Below are 16,164 nucleotides of genomic sequence, written 5' to 3'. Positions count from 1 at the left end.
GCCGTGATCGTCTTCGCAACGTCGGACAAGGGCGGTACTGGCCGCTCGGTCACCTGCGCCAACATCGCCTACCGGCGTGCCCTCGGCGGTGACGACGTCGCCTACGTCGACTTCGACTTCGGCTCGCCCACCGCCGCGACCGTGTTCGAGCTGGGTTCGGCCGTGCGCAGGGCGGCGGACGGGGGCGTGCACTCCTGCCTCCGCGGCCAGGTCGCCGAACCGGCCCGGCTGGATGTGTGGCTGCTGTCCGAACGCGAGGTGCTGCGCCGTTCGCTCGCGGGTGCCGGACGGCTGTGCCTCGTGCCGGGTGATCCGGGCGGCGGGGAGTTCCCGGCCGACGAGGCCATGACGCGGCGCTGCGCCGCACTGCTGCTGGCGATGGAGCAGGAGTTCGCCGTGACCATCGTCGACCTCAGCGCCGGCCGCTCGTACGCCATCGACATCGCGTTGCGGACCACGGCGCGGCCGGAGTTCCGGGATGTCGTCACGCGGTGGCTGGTCTTCCACCGGTGGACCCGCCAGCACATCGAGGCGACGGCGGCCCTGGTGGGGCAGGAGCGCGGAATCCTCCAGATCGGCGCCCACTGGGGCCATGACACGGAGGATCTGGTGCGGCGGATCCGGTACGTGCGGGCCGCTGTGCCCGGCAGCGACGCCTCGTCCGCGGCCGGGCTGCGGGCCGAGCAGGCGGAGTGGCTGCGGTCCGTCGACGCCGAACTCACCCGCCGCTCGGGCCGGCTCGGACTGGGCCGAACGGCGACCCTGGGGACCGTGCCGCTCGACCCCGTCCTGCAGTGGAGCGAACAGCTCATCACCGACGAGGACGTCCTGATGCCGCCGATCGCCAACGCGGACACGGTCCAGGCGTTCCGGGACCTGGCGGACGCCCTGACGGACGACGAGAGGTGGCAGACCCTGTGACCCCGAGCGACACGGACGCCGACGCCCCGCGCGGCTCAGAACGGGCCGAATGGGCGTTCCGCGAGTCGTCGGCCGACCACCGCACCCGGGCGGTCCCCTACTCCCACCTGTCCGTGGAGCTGGGGCACCTCTACATGGAGGACTTCGCGGAGGGTCCTGAGCGGCTGCGCGCGCACTTCGCCCAGGTCGCGCCCTGGGCCGCGACGGCCCGCACGCTCGCCGGGCCGAAGCGGCGGGTCAGCACCTGTTTCCTCATCGACGACTACTTCACCCCGTTCTCCTCCCCCGCCGAGGTGATCCCGATGGTGATGCGGGCCGCCGACCTGGCCGGTCTGCGCATCGACTACCTGGCGCGCGAATCGGGATGTGCCTCGGCGGCGGGCGTGGAGACCGCCGCGCTGCTGCTCGCCCGGCTGGTTCCGGAGCCGCCTGTCGGCAGCAACGGAGCCCGGCCGCCCGCCGAGGAGTCCGGATGGCTGTGCAACGGCGAACGCTCGCCGTCCGACGTCACCCCGGAGGCCATGTCGGCGCCCGTCTGGCAACCGCCGGTGGAACTGGGCGCACGCCGCCACTCCGTGTTCCTCGACGCCCAGTTGTGGTCCGAGGACAAGGCGGGCACGCGCCTGTGGTCGTGTCCGTTCCTGGCCGCCGTGTGGCAGATGCTGCGACTGGGGCTGCTGCGGAACCGGGGTGAGGTCGTCCTGACGGCACAGCCCTGGGCCGAGGAGGAGTTCCCCCACGACTGGCGGGACCTGAGTCCGCTGGTACGGCTGAACCCGCAGGCCGCGCCGTTCTGCGCGTACCGCACCTTCTCCGTCCTGGACAGCCGCTTCCTGCCGGTCGAGCACGCCGTGCGCGTGATCCTCGACCACACCGCGGCGGACCCGGCCGCGATGCGGCAGGTCGCCGAACGCAGCGCGGCCGAAGGTCTGCAACTGCCGAGTGCTGTGAGCGAACGGGTTCTGTACGCCTTCACCACGACCGGCACCCGAGGGGGCGGCACGTGACGGGGCCGGCCGGGGAGCGGGGGGAACCGCTCGTCGTGGTCGGCGAGATCCGCACCGGGCTGCTCATGAACGTACGGCCGCTGCCACCCCCGGCGGTCACGACGCTGCTGGACCTCGTGCCCGGGGAACGCGTCCGGGCGCGGGAGCGGCCCGTCCGGCGGGCGGTGTCCGCGGACGTCCTGCACGGCGTCGACTGCCCGATGACCACCGGGTCCGGTGCCCGCGTACGGGGAGTCGGCACTCTGGTGACCCGGGTGGGCGTGGTGGACGGCCGGGTCGTCCAGGGCTCGACGCGTGCCGTGCTGACCACGGGGGGCGACCGCAGGCTGCCCTGGGGCCACTACCTGGGCCGGCCGGGTGTCGTCGAGCTGAGCGGCCGGGGTACTGCGGCGGAGGTCGCGACCCGCTTCCTGACCGCTCGTGATCCCGCAGACCTGGACCCCGGAGCGGTGAGCGAGGCACTGCTCGGTCGGCTCCGGTCGGCTCCGTTGCTCGATCGGCGGGCCCCGTTGCGGGCCCGGCGCACCCGGCTGCGCTGGGCCTCGGTGCTGGGCGGCGACGGCTTCCGCGGCGCGTTCACCCTCCTCGACCAGGAAGTGCGGACCTTGCGGCTGGGCTTCGCCGCGACGGCCACGGCCACACCGGAACAACTGACCGCCCTGTGCGAGGACGTGGCCCTGCACGACTGGCTCCTGAGCACCGTTACGCCCGTGGTCGACCGCGCCTGCTCCGGCCACGGTCCCGCCGCGGCGCCGGGCGACCTGCGCACCGTCGTCGACCAGTTGCTGCACCTGTGGCTGCCGGCGGTCGACGTCGCACCGGGCCTCGACGAGGTGTGGACCCACCTGGAAGCCCGCCCGGGCTTCACCCGCCAGTGGCAGACGTGCGTCCAGCGGATCCGCGACCATCTGGCCCTGCGCACCCTCGACCTGCACGCGGGCAGCGCGTGACACGCCAGGACCCTCTAGTCAGGGAACCCGGCGCAGCTCCGCCCGGAACGCCGCCGGCGTCATGTCGGTGTGCTGGTGGAAGAACTTGGAGAAGTTCGCCGCGTCCGGGAAGCCGACCGACGCGCCGACGCGGCCGATCGGCAGGTCGGTGTGGGCGAGGAGACGTTTGGCCTCCAGGACGACACGCTTGTCGATGAAGGCCTTGGGGGTGTCGCCGGTGGCGGCGCGGACCGCTCGGACCAGGGTCCGGCGGGAGTAGCCGAGGCCGTCGGCGTAGGCGCTGACGCTGTGGTTGGTGGCGAAGTCCCGCTCGACCGCGTCCCGGAAGAGCGTGAAGGTGGTGTCCGTCTGCTGCCCGTCCGCCGCCGAGCCGGCCGCCAGGTGCGACAGCCGCAGCAGGAACGCGCTGAGGGAGTGGCGCAGTACCGCGGTGTGCAGGCTCAGCGGGAGCGTCGCCGCGTCCTCGTACTCGCGGCGCAGATGGGACAGGGAGGCGCGCAGGGCCGCGAGGCGGGCGGCGTCGGGGCGCAGCAGGGGCGGGAGGTCGTAGCGGTACAGGCCGGTGGCCTCGACCGTGGCCCGGGGGAGGAAGCCGGGCTGCATGGCGAGGACCGTTCCGCGGTACTCGCTCGTGGCCGCGAAGCGGTGCACCTGTCCCGGGCGGATCCACAGCACGTCGCCGGCGCTCGCCTCGTACTCGGTGAAGTCGACCATGTGCCGGACGGGTCCGCCACTGAAGACCATCACGACATGGAAGTCGATGCGGTGGATGCGGTCCAGCGGAGCGTCGGAGCGCCAGACGTGGCCGGGGTCCATCGTGCCGATCTGCATGCCGACGCCGCAGACGGTGCGCTCCACCGGGAAGGCGAACGTGCGGATGTCGTCCCCCGTGCCACCACCTTGGATAGTTCTGTCCGTCATGTCCCTCTCGTGCCACCTCTGTGCGCGTGGGCGTGTCCCACATTCACCACAGGCTGGCACACCCCAACCTTCCGAACGAAAAGTCAGACTTTTAAGGTTCAACGCGTCCGACCAGCCGAAACGCTGGATTCATTGACCTTTTGAAGAGGACTTCCTGCAGATGAGCACGCAGACACCCGACGGCCCCGGCAGTTTCGAGTGGACCGACCTCGACCGGCGTGCCGTCGACACCGCCCGCCTGCTGGCGGCCGATGCGGTACAGCGGGTGGGCAACGGCCACCCCGGCACCGCGATGAGCCTCGCCCCGGCCGCGTACACGATCTTTCAGAAGCTGATGCGGCACGACCCGGCGGACCCGGAGTGGGCCGGCCGCGACCGCTTCGTCCTCTCCCCCGGGCACACCTCGCTCACCCTCTACACCCAGCTCCACCTCGCCGGGTACGAGCTGGAGCTCGACGACCTCAAGGCGTTCCGCACCCACGGTTCGCGGACCCCGGGTCACCCCGAGTACGGGCACACCGCGGGCGTCGAGACCACCACCGGGCCGCTCGGGCAGGGTGTCGCCAACGCCGTCGGCATGGCGATGGCGGCCCGCTACGAGCGCGGCCTGTTCGACCCGGACGCCCCCGAGGGCACCTCGCCCTTCGACCACACCATCTGGGCGATCGTCTCCGACGGCGACCTCCAGGAGGGCGTCTCCGCCGAGGCCTCGTCGCTGGCGGGCCATCAGCGGCTCGGCAACCTCGTCTTCCTCTACGACGACAACCACATCTCCATCGAGGGCGACACCGCGACCGCTTTCTCCGAGGACGTCCTGAAGCGGTACGAGGCCTACGGCTGGCACACCCAGCGGATCGAGCCCGCCGCGAACGGCGACATCGACGTCCCCGCGCTGTACGCGGCGCTGAGGGCGGCGCAGGCCGAGACCGGCCGCCCCTCCATCGTCGCGATGCGCACGATCATCGCCTGGCCCGCCCCGAACGCGCAGAACACCGAGGCCTCCCACGGCTCGGCGCTGGGCGAGGACGAGGTGGCGGCCACCAAGCGCGTCCTCGGCTTCGACCCGGAGAAGACCTTCGAGGTCTCCGACGAGGTGCTCGCCCACACCCGCCGGGCCCTCGACCGGGGCGCCGAGGCGCACGCCGAGTGGGACAAGCGGATCGCCGCCTGGCGGGACGCCGAGCCGCAGCGGGCCGCCGAGTTCGACCGCGTCAGCAAGGGCGAGCTGCCCACGGGCTGGGAGGAGAAGCTGCCGGTCTTCGAGGCGGGCAAGGCGGTCGCCACCCGGGCCGCGTCCGGCAAGGTGCTGCAGGCGCTCGGCCCGGTGATCCCCGAGCTGTGGGGCGGCTCCGCCGACCTGGCCGGGTCGAACAACACGACCATCGACAAGACCTCGTCCTTCCTGCCCCGGGGCAATCCGCTGCCGGAGGCCGACCCGTACGGCCGCACGGTGCACTTCGGCATCCGCGAGTTCTCGATGGCCGCGGAGATGAACGGCATCGCCCTGCACGGCAACACCCGCGTCTACGGCGGCACGTTCCTGGTCTTCTCCGACTACATGCGCAACGCCGTGCGCATGTCCGCGCTGATGCAGCTGCCGGTGACGTACGTCTGGACGCACGACTCCATCGGCCTCGGCGAGGACGGGCCGACCCACCAGCCCGTCGAGCACCTCGCCGCCCTGCGCGCCATCCCGGGGCTGAACGTCGTCCGTCCGGCCGACGCCAACGAGACGGCCGTCGCCTGGGCCGAGATACTCCGGCGGCACACCACGAACCCCGCGCCGCACGGCCTCGCCCTCACCCGGCAGGGCGTACCGACCTACGAGCCGAACGAGGACGCGGCGCGCGGCGGTTACGTGCTGTTCGAGGCCGAGGGCGGCACGCCCCAGGTCCTCCTCGTCGCCACCGGATCCGAGGTGCAGCTGGCCGTCGAGGCGCGAGAGCGCCTCCAGGAGGCCGGTGTGCCGACCCGGGTGGTGTCGATGCCGTCCGTGGAGTGGTTCGAGGAGCAGCCGCGGGAGTACCGCGAGCGGGTGCTTCCGCCGTCCGTGAAGGCGCGTGTCGCTGTCGAGGCGGGGGTGGGGCTGACGTGGTACCGCTTCGTAGGTGACGCAGGACGCATCGTCTCCCTCGAACACTTCGGCGCCTCCGCCGACGCGAAGACCCTGTTCGCCGAGTTCGGCCTCACCGCCGAAAACGTCGTCGCCGCAGCCCGGGAATCACTGGCTGCCGCGCGTGGTTGATCCGATCGCCAGAAAGAAGATGATCACTGTGACCGAAGCATCCGCCACCGCGGGAGCACTCAAGCGCCTGTCCGACGAGGGCGTGTCGATCTGGCTGGACGACCTGTCGCGCAAGCGGATCACGTCCGGCGGCCTCACCGAACTCGTCGCCACGAAGCACGTCGTGGGCGTCACCACCAACCCGTCCATCTTCCAGGCCGCGATCGGCTCCGGCGAGGGGTACGAGGAGCAGCTCGCCGACCTCGCCGTGCGGGGCGTCACGGTCGACGAGGCGGTGCGCATGATGACCACCGCCGACGTCCGGGCCGCCGCGGACGTCCTGCGGCCCGTGTACGAGGCCACCGGCGGCCGGGACGGCCGGGTCTCCATCGAGGTCGACCCGCGCCTCGCCCACGACACGGCGGCCACGATCGCCGAGGCCCGGCAGCTCGCCTGGCTCGTCGACCGGCCGAACGTCATGATCAAGATCCCGGCGACGAAGGCGGGCCTGCCGGCGATCACCGAGGTGATCGGCGCCGGCATCAGCGTCAACGTCACGCTGATCTTCTCGCTGGAGCGCTACCGCGAGGTCATGGACGCCTACCTGGCCGGCCTGGAGAAGGCACAGGCGGCGGGGATCGACCTGGCCGGCATCCACTCCGTGGCGTCCTTCTTCGTCTCCCGCGTCGACACCGAGGTCGACAAGCGGCTGACGGTGCTGGGCACGGACGAGGCGCTGGCCCTCAAGGGCCGGGCGGCGCTCGCCAACGCGCGGCTCGCCTACGCGGCGTACGAGGAGGTGTTCGGCTCCGCCGGCCATCCGACACCGTCTGCCGCCCGGTGGACCGTCCTGGCCGGGTCGCGGGCGAACAAGCAGCGGCCGCTGTGGGCCTCGACCGGTGTGAAGGATCCCGCTTACAAGGACACCCTGTATGTGGAGGACCTGGTGGCGCCCGGCACGGTGAACACCATGCCGGAGGCCACGCTGAACGCCACCGCCGACCACGGCGACATCCACGGCGACACGGTGAGCGGCGGCTACGCGCAGGCGCGGGCCGATCTCGCCGCCGTCGAGCGGCTGGGGATCTCGTACGACGAGGTGGTGCGGCAGCTGGAGGACGAGGGTGTCGCCAAGTTCGAGGCCGCCTGGCAGGAGCTGCTGGACGCCGTGACGAAGTCGCTGACCGGCAAGGGAGTTGACGGGGAATGAGCACGGAAGACAGGACGCGGGAGCAGATCGCGAAGGAGGCGTCCGCGCCGGTCGCCCCCTCCGCCGCCTGGACCAACCCGCTGCGCGACGCCCAGGACCGCCGCCTGCCCCGGATCGCCGGCCCCTCCGGGCTGGTCATCTTCGGCGTGACCGGCGACCTGTCCCGCAAGAAGCTGATGCCGGCCGTCTACGACCTGGCCAACCGGGGCCTGCTGCCGCCGGGCTTCTCGCTCGTCGGGTTCGCCCGCCGGGACTGGGCGGACCAGGACTTCGCAGAGGTGGTGCACGACGCGGTGCGCGAGTACGCGCGGACCCCGTTCCGGGAGGAGGTCTGGCAGCAGCTCGCCGAGGGCATGCGGTTCATCCCCGGCGACTTCGACGACGACGACGCGTTCAAGCAGCTGCGCTCCGCCGTGGATGAGCTGGACGCCTCCCAGGGCACCAGCGGCAACTACGCCTTCTACCTGTCGGTGCCGCCGAAGTTCTTCCCGAAGGTCGTCCAGCAGCTGAAGAAGCACGGGCTGGCCGACGCTCCGCGGGGTTCCTGGCGGCGCGCGGTGATCGAGAAGCCGTTCGGCCACGACCTGCGGTCGGCCCAGGAGCTCAACGCGATCGTGCACGACGTGTTCGACCCGGAGCAGGTGTTCCGGATCGACCACTACCTGGGCAAGGAGACCGTCCAGAACATCCTGGCGCTGCGCTTCGCCAACCAGATGTTCGAGCCGATCTGGAACCGGTCCTTCGTCGACCACGTGCAGATCACGATGGCCGAGGACATCGGCATCGGCGGCCGGGCCGGCTACTACGACGGCATCGGCTCGGCCCGGGACGTCATCCAGAACCACCTCCTGCAGCTGATGGCCCTCACTGCGATGGAGGAGCCCGCCGCCTTCGACGCGGCCTCGCTGCTGATGGAGAAGCTGAAGGTGTTGAAGGCGGTGAAGCTGCCCGAGGACATCGGCCTGCACACCGTGCGCGCCCAGTACACGGGTGCGTGGCAGGGCGGCGAGAAGGTGCGCGGCTACCTGGAGGAGGACGGCATCGATCCGGCGTCCACGACGGACACCTACGCCGCGATCAAGCTGAACGTCGACAACCGCCGCTGGGCGGGTGTGCCCTTCTACCTGCGCACCGGCAAGCGCCTGGGCCGCCGGGTCACGGAGATCGCGGTGGTCTTCCAGCGGGCGCCGCACTCCCCGTTCGACTCGACGGCCACCGAGGAGCTCGGCAAGAACGCGATCGTGATCCGCGTCCAGCCGGACGAGGGCATGACGGTCCGGTTCGGTTCCAAGGTGCCGGGCACGTCCATGGAGATCCGGGACGTGACGATGGACTTCGCGTACGGCGAGTCGTTCACGGAGTCCAGTCCGGAGGCGTACGAGCGGCTCATCCTCGACGTCCTCCTGGGTGACGCCAATTTGTTCCCCCGTCACCAGGAGGTGGAAGAGTCCTGGAAGATCCTCGACCCGATCGAGGAGCACTGGGCCGCACACGGCAGGCCCGCGCAGTACGTCGCGGGCACCTGGGGTCCCGCGGAAGCCGACGAGATGCTCGCACGAGACGGACGGAGCTGGCGCAGGCCATGAAGATCGACCTGACCGACACCACGGCAAGCAAGATCAACAAGGCGTTGGTGCAGGGCCGCCGCGCCATCGGCACGCCGGCCGTGGGCATGGTCCTGACGATGGTGATCGTCACGGACGAGGAGAACGCCTACGACTCGATCAAGGCCGCGGAGGAGGCCTCGCACGAGCACCCCTCGCGCACCCTGGTCGTGATCAAGCGGCACGCGCGCTCCCCGCGCGACCGCACGCAGTCCCGGCTCGACGCCGAGGTGCGCGTCGGCTCCGAGGCCGGCACCGGCGAGACGGTCGTGCTGCGCACCTACGGCGAGGTGTCCGACCACGCCGACTCCGTGGTGCTGCCGCTGCTGCTGCCCGACGCGCCGGTCGTCGTGTGGTGGCCGGTGAACGCGCCCGACGTGCCCGCCAAGGACCCGCTCGGGGCGCTCGCCCAGCGCCGGATCACCGACATGTACGCCGTCGAGGCACCGCTGGCCGCGCTGGAGACCCGCTCCCGGTCCTACGCGCCCGGCGACACCGACCTCGCCTGGACCCGCCTGACCCCCTGGCGCTCGATGCTGGCGGCGGCCCTGGACCAGGCGCGGCTGCCGATCACCTCGGCGGCCGTGGAGAGCGAGGCCGACAACCCCAGCGCCGAGCTGCTGGCGCGCTGGCTGGAGGCGCGGCTGCACGTCACGGTCCACCGGGTGGAGACCGCCGGGCCGGTCGTGACCGGCGTACGGCTGGGCACGGAGACCGGCGAGATCGTCATCGACCGGCCCGAGGGCCCGCTGGCGACCCTGTCCCTGCCCGGCCAGCCACCGCGCACCCTGGCGCTGAAGGTGCGCCCGACCTCCGAACTCATCGCCGAGGAGCTCAGGCGCCTCGACGCCGACGAGATGTACGCCGTGGCCCTGCGGGGCCAGGGCGCCGAGGAGACGCTCTCCCATGTCTGACATCCCCGTGCTGACGCGGCGGCCCGAGTGGACCGCCCTGGAGGACCACCGCTCGGAGGCGATGCAGCGGCCGCGGCTGCGCGAGCTGTTCGCGGCCGATCCCGGGCGCGCCGAACGGTACGTGGTCCGGGTCGGCGACCTGCGCATCGACTACTCCAAGCACCTGGTCACCGACGAGACGCTCGCCCTGCTGCAGGAACTCGCCGCCGCCACCGGCGTGTCCGGTCTGCGCGACGCCATGTTCCGCGGTGAGCGCATCAACATCACCGAGGACCGGGCGGTCCTGCACACCGCGCTGCGCGCCCCGCGGGACGCGGTGATCGAGGTCGACGGCGAGAACGTGGTCCCGAAGGTGCACGCCGTCCTGGACAGGATGAGCGCCTTCGCCGAGCGAGTCCGTTCCGGCGAGTGGACCGGCCACACCGGCAAGCGCATCCGCAACGTCGTCAACATCGGCATCGGCGGCTCCGACCTGGGCCCGGCGATGGCGTACGAGGCGCTGCGCGCGTACACCGACCGCTCGCTGACGGTGCGGTTCGTGTCGAACGTCGACGGCGCCGACCTGCACGAGGCGGTCCGGGACCTCGATCCGGCCGAGACGCTGTTCGTCGTCGCGTCCAAGACGTTCACCACCATCGAGACGATCACCAACGCCACCTCGGCGCGGTCGTGGCTGCTCGCCGGGCTGGACGGCGACCCCAAGGCGGTCGCCCGGCACTTCGTCGCCCTGTCGACGAACGCCGGGAAGGTCACCGAGTTTGGCATCGACGCGGACAACATGTTCGAGTTCTGGGACTGGGTCGGCGGCCGCTACTCGTACGACTCGGCGATCGGGCTGTCGCTGATGATCGCGATCGGTCCTGAGCGGTTCCGGGAGATGCTCGACGGGTTCCGGATCGTCGACGAGCACTTCAGGACCGCGCCCGCCGAGGCCAACGCCCCGCTGATCATGGGCCTGCTGGGCATCTGGTACGGCAACTTCTTCGAGGCCGAGTCGCACGCCGTGCTGCCGTACAGTCACTACCTGTCCAGGTTCACGGCCTACCTGCAGCAGCTCGACATGGAGTCCAACGGCAAGTCGGTGGACCGTGACGGACGCACGGTGGGGTGGACCACCGGGCCGGTGGTGTGGGGCACGCCCGGCACCAACGGGCAGCACGCCTACTACCAGCTGATCCACCAGGGCACCCGGCTCATCCCCGCCGACCTGATCGGCTTCGCCCGCCCCGCCGGTGAGCTGAGCGACGAACTCAAGGCACAGCACGACCTGTTGATGGCCAACCTGTTCGCGCAGGGTCAGGCGCTCGCCTTCGGCAAGACCGCGGACGAGGTCCGCGCCGAGGGCGTGCCCGAGGAGCAGGTGCCGCACCGCACCTTCCTGGGCAACCACCCGACCACCACGATCCTGGCCCCGGCGCTGACCCCGTCGGTCCTCGGCCAGCTGGTCGCGCTGTACGAGCACAAGGTGTTCGTGCAGGGCGCGATCTGGAACATCGACTCCTTCGACCAGTGGGGCGTGGAACTCGGCAAGGTTCTCGCCAGGCGCGTCGAACCCGCCCTGACCGAGGGCGCCGAAGTCCCCGGTCTCGACCCCTCCACGGCCGCGCTGGTGGCCGCCTACCGCGAACTGAGGAAAGTGAGCTGACATGCAGATCGGTCTTGTGGGTCTCGGCAAGATGGGCGGCAACATGCGCGAGCGTCTGCGCAGCGCCGGTCACGAGGTCGTCGGATACGACACCAATCCCGAGCTCTCCGACGTGAAGAACCTGGTCGAGCTCGCCGACCGGCTCCAGGCGCCGCGCGCGGTCTGGGTCATGGTCCCGGCCGGCCACGCCACCCAGGGCGTGATCGACCAGCTCTCGAGCGTGCTCAAGCCCGGCGACACCGTCATCGACGGCGGCAACTCCCGCTGGACGGACGACGAGAAGCACGCCGAGGAACTCGGCAAGCACGGCATCGGCTTCGTCGACGCGGGCGTCTCCGGCGGCGTGTGGGGCCTGGAGAACGGCTACGCGCTGATGGTCGGCGGGGAGAAGGAGCACGTCGACCGGCTGAAGCCGATCTTCGACGCCCTCAAGCCGGACGGGCCGTACGGCTACGTCCACGCGGGCAAGGTGGGCGCGGGCCACTTCGCGAAGATGGTCCACAACGGCATCGAGTACGCGATGATGCAGGCCTACGCCGAGGGCTGGGAGCTGCTGGAGAAGGTCGACTCGGTCGACAACGTCCGCGAGGTCTTCCGCTCCTGGCAGCAGGGCACGGTCATCCGCTCCTGGCTGCTGGACCTCGCGGTCAACGCCCTCGACACCGACGAGCACCTCAACAAGCTGCGCGGCTACGCGGAGGACTCCGGCGAGGGCCGCTGGACGGTGGAGGCGGCGATCGACAACGCCGTGCCGCTGCCCGCGATCACGGCCTCGCTGTTCGCGCGGTTCGCCTCCCGGCAGGACGACTCCCCGCAGATGAAGATGGTCGCGGCGCTGCGCAACCAGTTCGGCGGGCACGCCGTCGAGTCGTCGGAGAAGTGACCGACCGTGGGGGATCTGCTGCTGGTCCGCCACGGTGAGACGGAGTGGAGCGTCACGGGACAGCACACCAGCTGGACCGACCTGCCCCTGACCGGGCACGGCGAGGAACAGGCCAAGTCCCTCGCTCCACTCCTCACCGGCCGGACGTTCGCTCTCGCGCTGACCAGCCCGCTGGGCCGCGCGACACGCACCGCCGAACTGGCGGGCGTCGTCGGGGTCGTACCGGACCCCGACCTGCACGAATGGGACTACGGCGGCTACGAGGGCGTGACCACCCGGGAGATCCACCGCACCCGTCCCGGCTGGAACCTGTGGACGGACGGAGTGCCGCCGGGCGCCGAGGGACACCCGGGCGAGTCGCCGGCCGAGGTCGGCGCCCGCGCCGACCGGGTCCTCGCCCGGGTCGGGGACGCGCTCGCCGACGGCGACGTGGTCCTGGTGGCGCACGGCCACTTCCTGCGCGTCCTGACGGCCCGCCGGCTCGGGCTGCCGCCCGCCGACGGGCGGTTGTTCCAGCTGGCGACGGGCACGGTGAGCCGGCTGTCGACGGAGCACGGCCGGCCGGTCGTCGCGGAGTGGAACGTACGGCCGTAAATGCCCCGTTGACACGCGTGGTTCGGTCGGGTCAGAGTCACCCGCGATGGAGATCGACGATCTGACACCGGCCGAACTGCGGGTGTGGCGGGCCTTCCCGCGCGGCGAGTCCGTGGACTTCCGCACGAGGGCCGACGAGGACGTCGCGGCGGGGACGGGCTGGGGACCGGAGCGGACCGTCCGGGCGGCCGTGCTGCGCTCGCTGCTCCTCACCGCGCCCCAGGACGACGGGGAAGTCGCCCTGCTCGACCTGGCGGGCGCCCGCGTCACGGGCGTGCTCGATCTGCAGTACGCGACGCTCGACCACCCCGCCCGGCTGCGGCACTGCCACTTCGACGAAGTGCCCCGCTTCTACGGCTGCCGGCTGCGCGAGCTCAACATCAGCGAGTCCCTGCTGCCGGGGCTGGTCTCCCACGGCATGCACGTCGACGGCATCCTGCGCATGACGCGGTCCCGGTTCCGGGGCGTGGTACGGCTCGGCGGGGCCCAGATCGCCGGGACCCTGTACATGGAGGGCGCGCGGATCAGCGCGCCGGACGGGGCGGAACCGGTGCTCCAGCTCAACCAGGTGACCGTGGGCGACGACCTGTGGGCACCCGGGCTGCGGGTCCGGGGTGAGATACGGCTCACCGGCGCCGACGTCGGCGGGACGGTCAACCTCAACGAGGCCGAGCTCGGCCATTCCGGACTCCCCGCACTCGACGCGGAGACGCTCGGTGTCGGCGGCCACGTCCTGATGCGGCACGCGCACGTCCAGGGCTGGATCGGACTGCGCGGCGCCCGGATCGGAGGGCGCCTCGACCTGTCCTACTCGCGGCTGTCGAACCCCTCCGGCCCGGCGCTGCGGGCGAGCAGCAGCACGATCGGCGAGCTGTGGCTGCGCCAGGGCCCGCGCGTGGAGGGCACGCTCAACCTGCGGCGCGCCCAGCTCGAAGTCCTCTTGGTGGAACCGGAGATGCTGCCGGAGCGGGTCCTGCTCAACAGCCTCACCTACACCACCCTCACCCCGCACGAGCCCGCCGAGCGCCGACTGCCCATGCTGGAGCGCGACGGGGACGGCTATGTCCCGCACGCCTACGAGCAGTTGACCGGCGCCTACCAGCGCATCGGCGACGACCGTGCCGCCCGGCTGGTGCAGCTCGCCAAGCAGCGCCGCCACCGCGGCACGCTCTCCGGGCTGCAGCGCCTGTGGGGCCATCTCCAGGACGCCACCGTCGGCTACGGCTACCGGCCGCTGCGGGCGGCGGGCTGGCTCCTGTCGCTGATATGCGTCGGATCCGTCGTGTACGCCCTGCGCCACCCGCCCGCGCTGAAGCCGGCCGAGGCGCCCGACTTCAACCCGGTGTTCTACACGCTCGACCTGCTGCTGCCGGTGATCTCCTTCGGCCAGGAATCCGCGTTCGCCCCGCGCGGCTGGTACCAGGCGCTGGCCTACGTCCTCGTCCTCACCGGCTGGATCCTCGCCACCACGGTCGCCGCGGGCGTGAGTCGGATGATCAGCCGCCAGTGACCGCCCGCACCGCCTGCTGGGCGGCCAGCCGGACGGGGGCGTCCACCGCGCCGTAGCCGCGGTAGCCGCCGTCGCGCTGGACCAGCTCGATGAAGACCCGGCCGACGGTCCGCGTGGAGCAGTGGCGGAAGACTCCGTGCGCGTCCCGGTCGTACAGCACGCCCAGCTCGCGGTACGTCGAGAGCTCCTCCTCCGGCAGCTCGTACCGGGCCGCGAGGTCGTCGTAGTAGTTCGCGGGGACGGGCAGGAGACGGCCCCCCGCGGCCCGGAAGCGCCGGGCCGCGGCGACGACGTCGTCGGTGGCCAGCGCGACGTGCCGGGCGCGGACCGTGTCGTCGGTGGGCGCCGCGCCGACGGAGAGCGCGATCCGGACACTGCCGTCGTCGTTGGTGACGGCACGGCTGCGCAGCAGGCCGTAGGGGTCGGCGACGTCCACGCTCTCCTGCGCGTGCAGGCCGAGCACACTGCGGAAGAAGAGGGCCGCCTGGTCGAAGTGGTGCCAGGGCTGGGTGAGCGCCAGGTGGTCGATGTGCCGCACCCCGGAGGCGGCGGGGTTGTGGGCGACGGGGTCGAAGTCGGCGCGCCACCGGTCGGAGCCGCAGAAGTACAGCTCCGTGCCGTCGGGCGCGGCGACCGCGTCCAGCGGTGCGTCCCGCGAGTCCCGGCGGCGGGGCAGCACCGGGGCGAGGAGCGCCTCGGCGCGTTCGGCCGCGGCGGCCGGATCGGGCGACTGCAGTCCCACGGCGGCGAGCCGGGTGCCGCCGCGGCGTACGGCCGGTCCGGTGGTGACCAGGATCCGGGCCTCGCCCTGCTGCCAGAGGTCGACCGGCTTGGTGCGGTGGCGTGCGGTGCGGGCGAAGCCGAGGGCGGCGAGCAGCGCCGAGACGGGTTCGGTGTCGCTGGTGACCAGCTCGGCGAAGGCGACACCGGTGGGAACGACGGGCGCGGGCAGACCGGCCGTGCCGACGGCCTCCTGCAGCACCAGCAGGGAGCGGCGGGCGTCGACGGCCGTCGGGCCGGCCTCGGCCTGCCGGAAGACGTCGTTGAAGACCTCCAGGGAGAGCGGACCGGCGTACCCGGTGCGCAGCACGTGCCGCACCAGCCCGACGACGTCGAAGCCGCCCTGGCCGGGGAAGCAGCGGTAGTGGCGGCTCCACCGCAGGACGTCCATCGCGAGCAGCGGGGCGTCGGCGAGCTGCAGGAAGAAGATCTTCTCACCGGGGATGTCCTCGATGCCCTTGGGGTCCGAGCCGCAGGAGAGGATGTGGAAGCTGTCCAGGCAGGTACCGAGCGCCGGATGGTCCGCCCGCTCGACGATGCGCCAGGCGTGGTCGTAGGTGTGGACGTGCCGTCCCCAGGCGAGCGCCTCGTAGGCGACGCGGATGCCGAAGTCCTGGGCGAGGTCGGCGAGCCGGCTCAGCTGCTCGGCGGCGAGGGCGTCGTCGTCGACGGCGAGCGGGGAGACGCTGGAGCAGACGAGGCCGGTGCCGGCACCGAGCCTGCGCATCAGCTCGAACGTGTGCCGGGCGCGGCGCAGGTTGCGGGCGAACTCCTCCGCCGGGACGGCCTCGACGTCCCGCATCGGCTGGTAGAGGTCGATGCTCAGGCCCAGGTCGGCGCAGCGGGCGCGGATCCCCTCGGGGGTGAGGGGACTGGCGAGCAGGTCGTTCTCGAAGAGCTCGACGCCGTCGAAGCCGGCCCGGGAGGCGGCGGTGAGCTTCTCGGTGAGCGATCCGCTCAGGGAGACGGTGGCGATGGACGTACGCATGGGAGCACCTCCT

At 71.9% G+C, this 16,164-nt stretch carries 13 protein-coding genes; 11 read left to right on the top strand and 2 right to left on the bottom strand.

Annotation, left to right across the window (positions count from 1 at the left end; translation table 11 throughout):
* Positions 1-3: 3 nt before the first annotated feature.
* The 3 genes from IPT68_RS31205 to IPT68_RS31195 are packed head-to-tail and all read left to right on the top strand — an operon-like array spanning position 4 to position 2,878.
* Positions 4-921, top strand: a complete 918-nt coding sequence (locus IPT68_RS31205; RefSeq protein WP_189698104.1) for an SCO2523 family variant P-loop protein — start codon at positions 4-6, stop codon at positions 919-921.
* Complete coding sequence (locus IPT68_RS31200) at positions 918-1,928, top strand: SCO2522 family protein (RefSeq protein ID WP_189698105.1); 1,011 nt, start codon at positions 918-920, stop codon at positions 1,926-1,928. The genes IPT68_RS31205 and IPT68_RS31200 overlap by 4 nt, the downstream gene beginning before the upstream one ends.
* Complete coding sequence (locus IPT68_RS31195; protein WP_189698106.1) at positions 1,925-2,878, top strand: SCO2521 family protein; 954 nt, start codon at positions 1,925-1,927, stop codon at positions 2,876-2,878. Before IPT68_RS31200 ends, IPT68_RS31195 begins: the two co-directional genes overlap by 4 nt.
* Positions 2,879-2,896: 18 nt before the next feature.
* Here IPT68_RS31195 and IPT68_RS31190 read toward each other — a convergent pair whose 3' ends face one another.
* A complete protein-coding gene (locus tag IPT68_RS31190; RefSeq protein WP_189698107.1) occupies positions 2,897-3,799 on the bottom strand; it encodes a helix-turn-helix domain-containing protein in 903 nt (300 codons plus the stop codon).
* A gap of 160 nt (positions 3,800-3,959) precedes the next feature.
* Between IPT68_RS31190 and tkt the strand changes: the two genes are divergently transcribed.
* From tkt to IPT68_RS31150, 8 genes are read left to right on the top strand one after another with little or no spacing between them, the layout of a single operon-like run.
* Positions 3,960-6,044 carry a transketolase gene (gene tkt / locus IPT68_RS31185; RefSeq protein ID WP_189698108.1) on the top strand — a complete coding sequence of 695 codons (2,085 nt, stop codon included), beginning with the start codon at positions 3,960-3,962 and terminating at the stop codon, positions 6,042-6,044.
* A gap of 19 nt (positions 6,045-6,063) precedes the next feature.
* Positions 6,064-7,233 (top strand): transaldolase, encoded by a 1,170-nt coding sequence (gene tal / locus IPT68_RS31180; protein WP_189698109.1) that lies wholly within the window; start codon positions 6,064-6,066, stop codon positions 7,231-7,233.
* Complete coding sequence (gene zwf, locus IPT68_RS31175) at positions 7,230-8,819, top strand: glucose-6-phosphate dehydrogenase (protein WP_189698110.1); 1,590 nt, start codon at positions 7,230-7,232, stop codon at positions 8,817-8,819. Before tal ends, zwf begins: the two co-directional genes overlap by 4 nt.
* Positions 8,816-9,751 carry a glucose-6-phosphate dehydrogenase assembly protein OpcA gene (gene opcA / locus IPT68_RS31170; protein ID WP_189698111.1) on the top strand — a complete coding sequence of 312 codons (936 nt, stop codon included), beginning with the start codon at positions 8,816-8,818 and terminating at the stop codon, positions 9,749-9,751. Before zwf ends, opcA begins: the two co-directional genes overlap by 4 nt.
* The gene (gene pgi, locus IPT68_RS31165) at positions 9,744-11,396 is read left to right on the top strand and encodes a glucose-6-phosphate isomerase (RefSeq protein ID WP_189698112.1); all 1,653 of its coding nucleotides are present in this window, start codon (positions 9,744-9,746) and stop codon (positions 11,394-11,396) included. Before opcA ends, pgi begins: the two co-directional genes overlap by 8 nt.
* 1 nt (position 11,397) lies before the next feature.
* Entirely contained in the window at positions 11,398-12,279 is an 882-nt protein-coding gene (gene gnd, locus IPT68_RS31160; protein ID WP_189698113.1) for a phosphogluconate dehydrogenase (NAD(+)-dependent, decarboxylating), read from the top strand.
* Positions 12,280-12,285: 6 nt separating this feature from the next.
* Positions 12,286-12,873, top strand: coding sequence for a histidine phosphatase family protein (locus IPT68_RS31155; RefSeq protein WP_189698114.1), 588 nt, complete (start codon positions 12,286-12,288; stop codon positions 12,871-12,873).
* A 46-nt stretch (positions 12,874-12,919) separates the two neighbouring features.
* The gene (locus tag IPT68_RS31150; RefSeq protein WP_189698115.1) at positions 12,920-14,383 is read left to right on the top strand and encodes a VHS/ENTH/ANTH domain-containing protein; all 1,464 of its coding nucleotides are present in this window, start codon (positions 12,920-12,922) and stop codon (positions 14,381-14,383) included.
* Here the strand turns inward: IPT68_RS31150 and IPT68_RS31145 are convergent.
* Positions 14,370-16,151, bottom strand: a complete 1,782-nt coding sequence (locus IPT68_RS31145; RefSeq protein WP_189698116.1) for a bifunctional sugar phosphate isomerase/epimerase/4-hydroxyphenylpyruvate dioxygenase family protein — start codon at positions 16,149-16,151, stop codon at positions 14,370-14,372. The genes IPT68_RS31150 and IPT68_RS31145 overlap by 14 nt on opposite strands.
* Positions 16,152-16,164 lie beyond the last annotated feature (13 nt).

Origin of the sequence: Streptomyces chromofuscus (assembly GCF_015160875.1) — a bacterium.
GTDB lineage: Bacteria > Actinomycetota > Actinomycetes > Streptomycetales > Streptomycetaceae > Streptomyces > Streptomyces chromofuscus.
The sequence above is the reverse complement of the archived record's forward strand: the minus strand, read 5'-3'. Positions and strand labels throughout refer to the sequence as shown.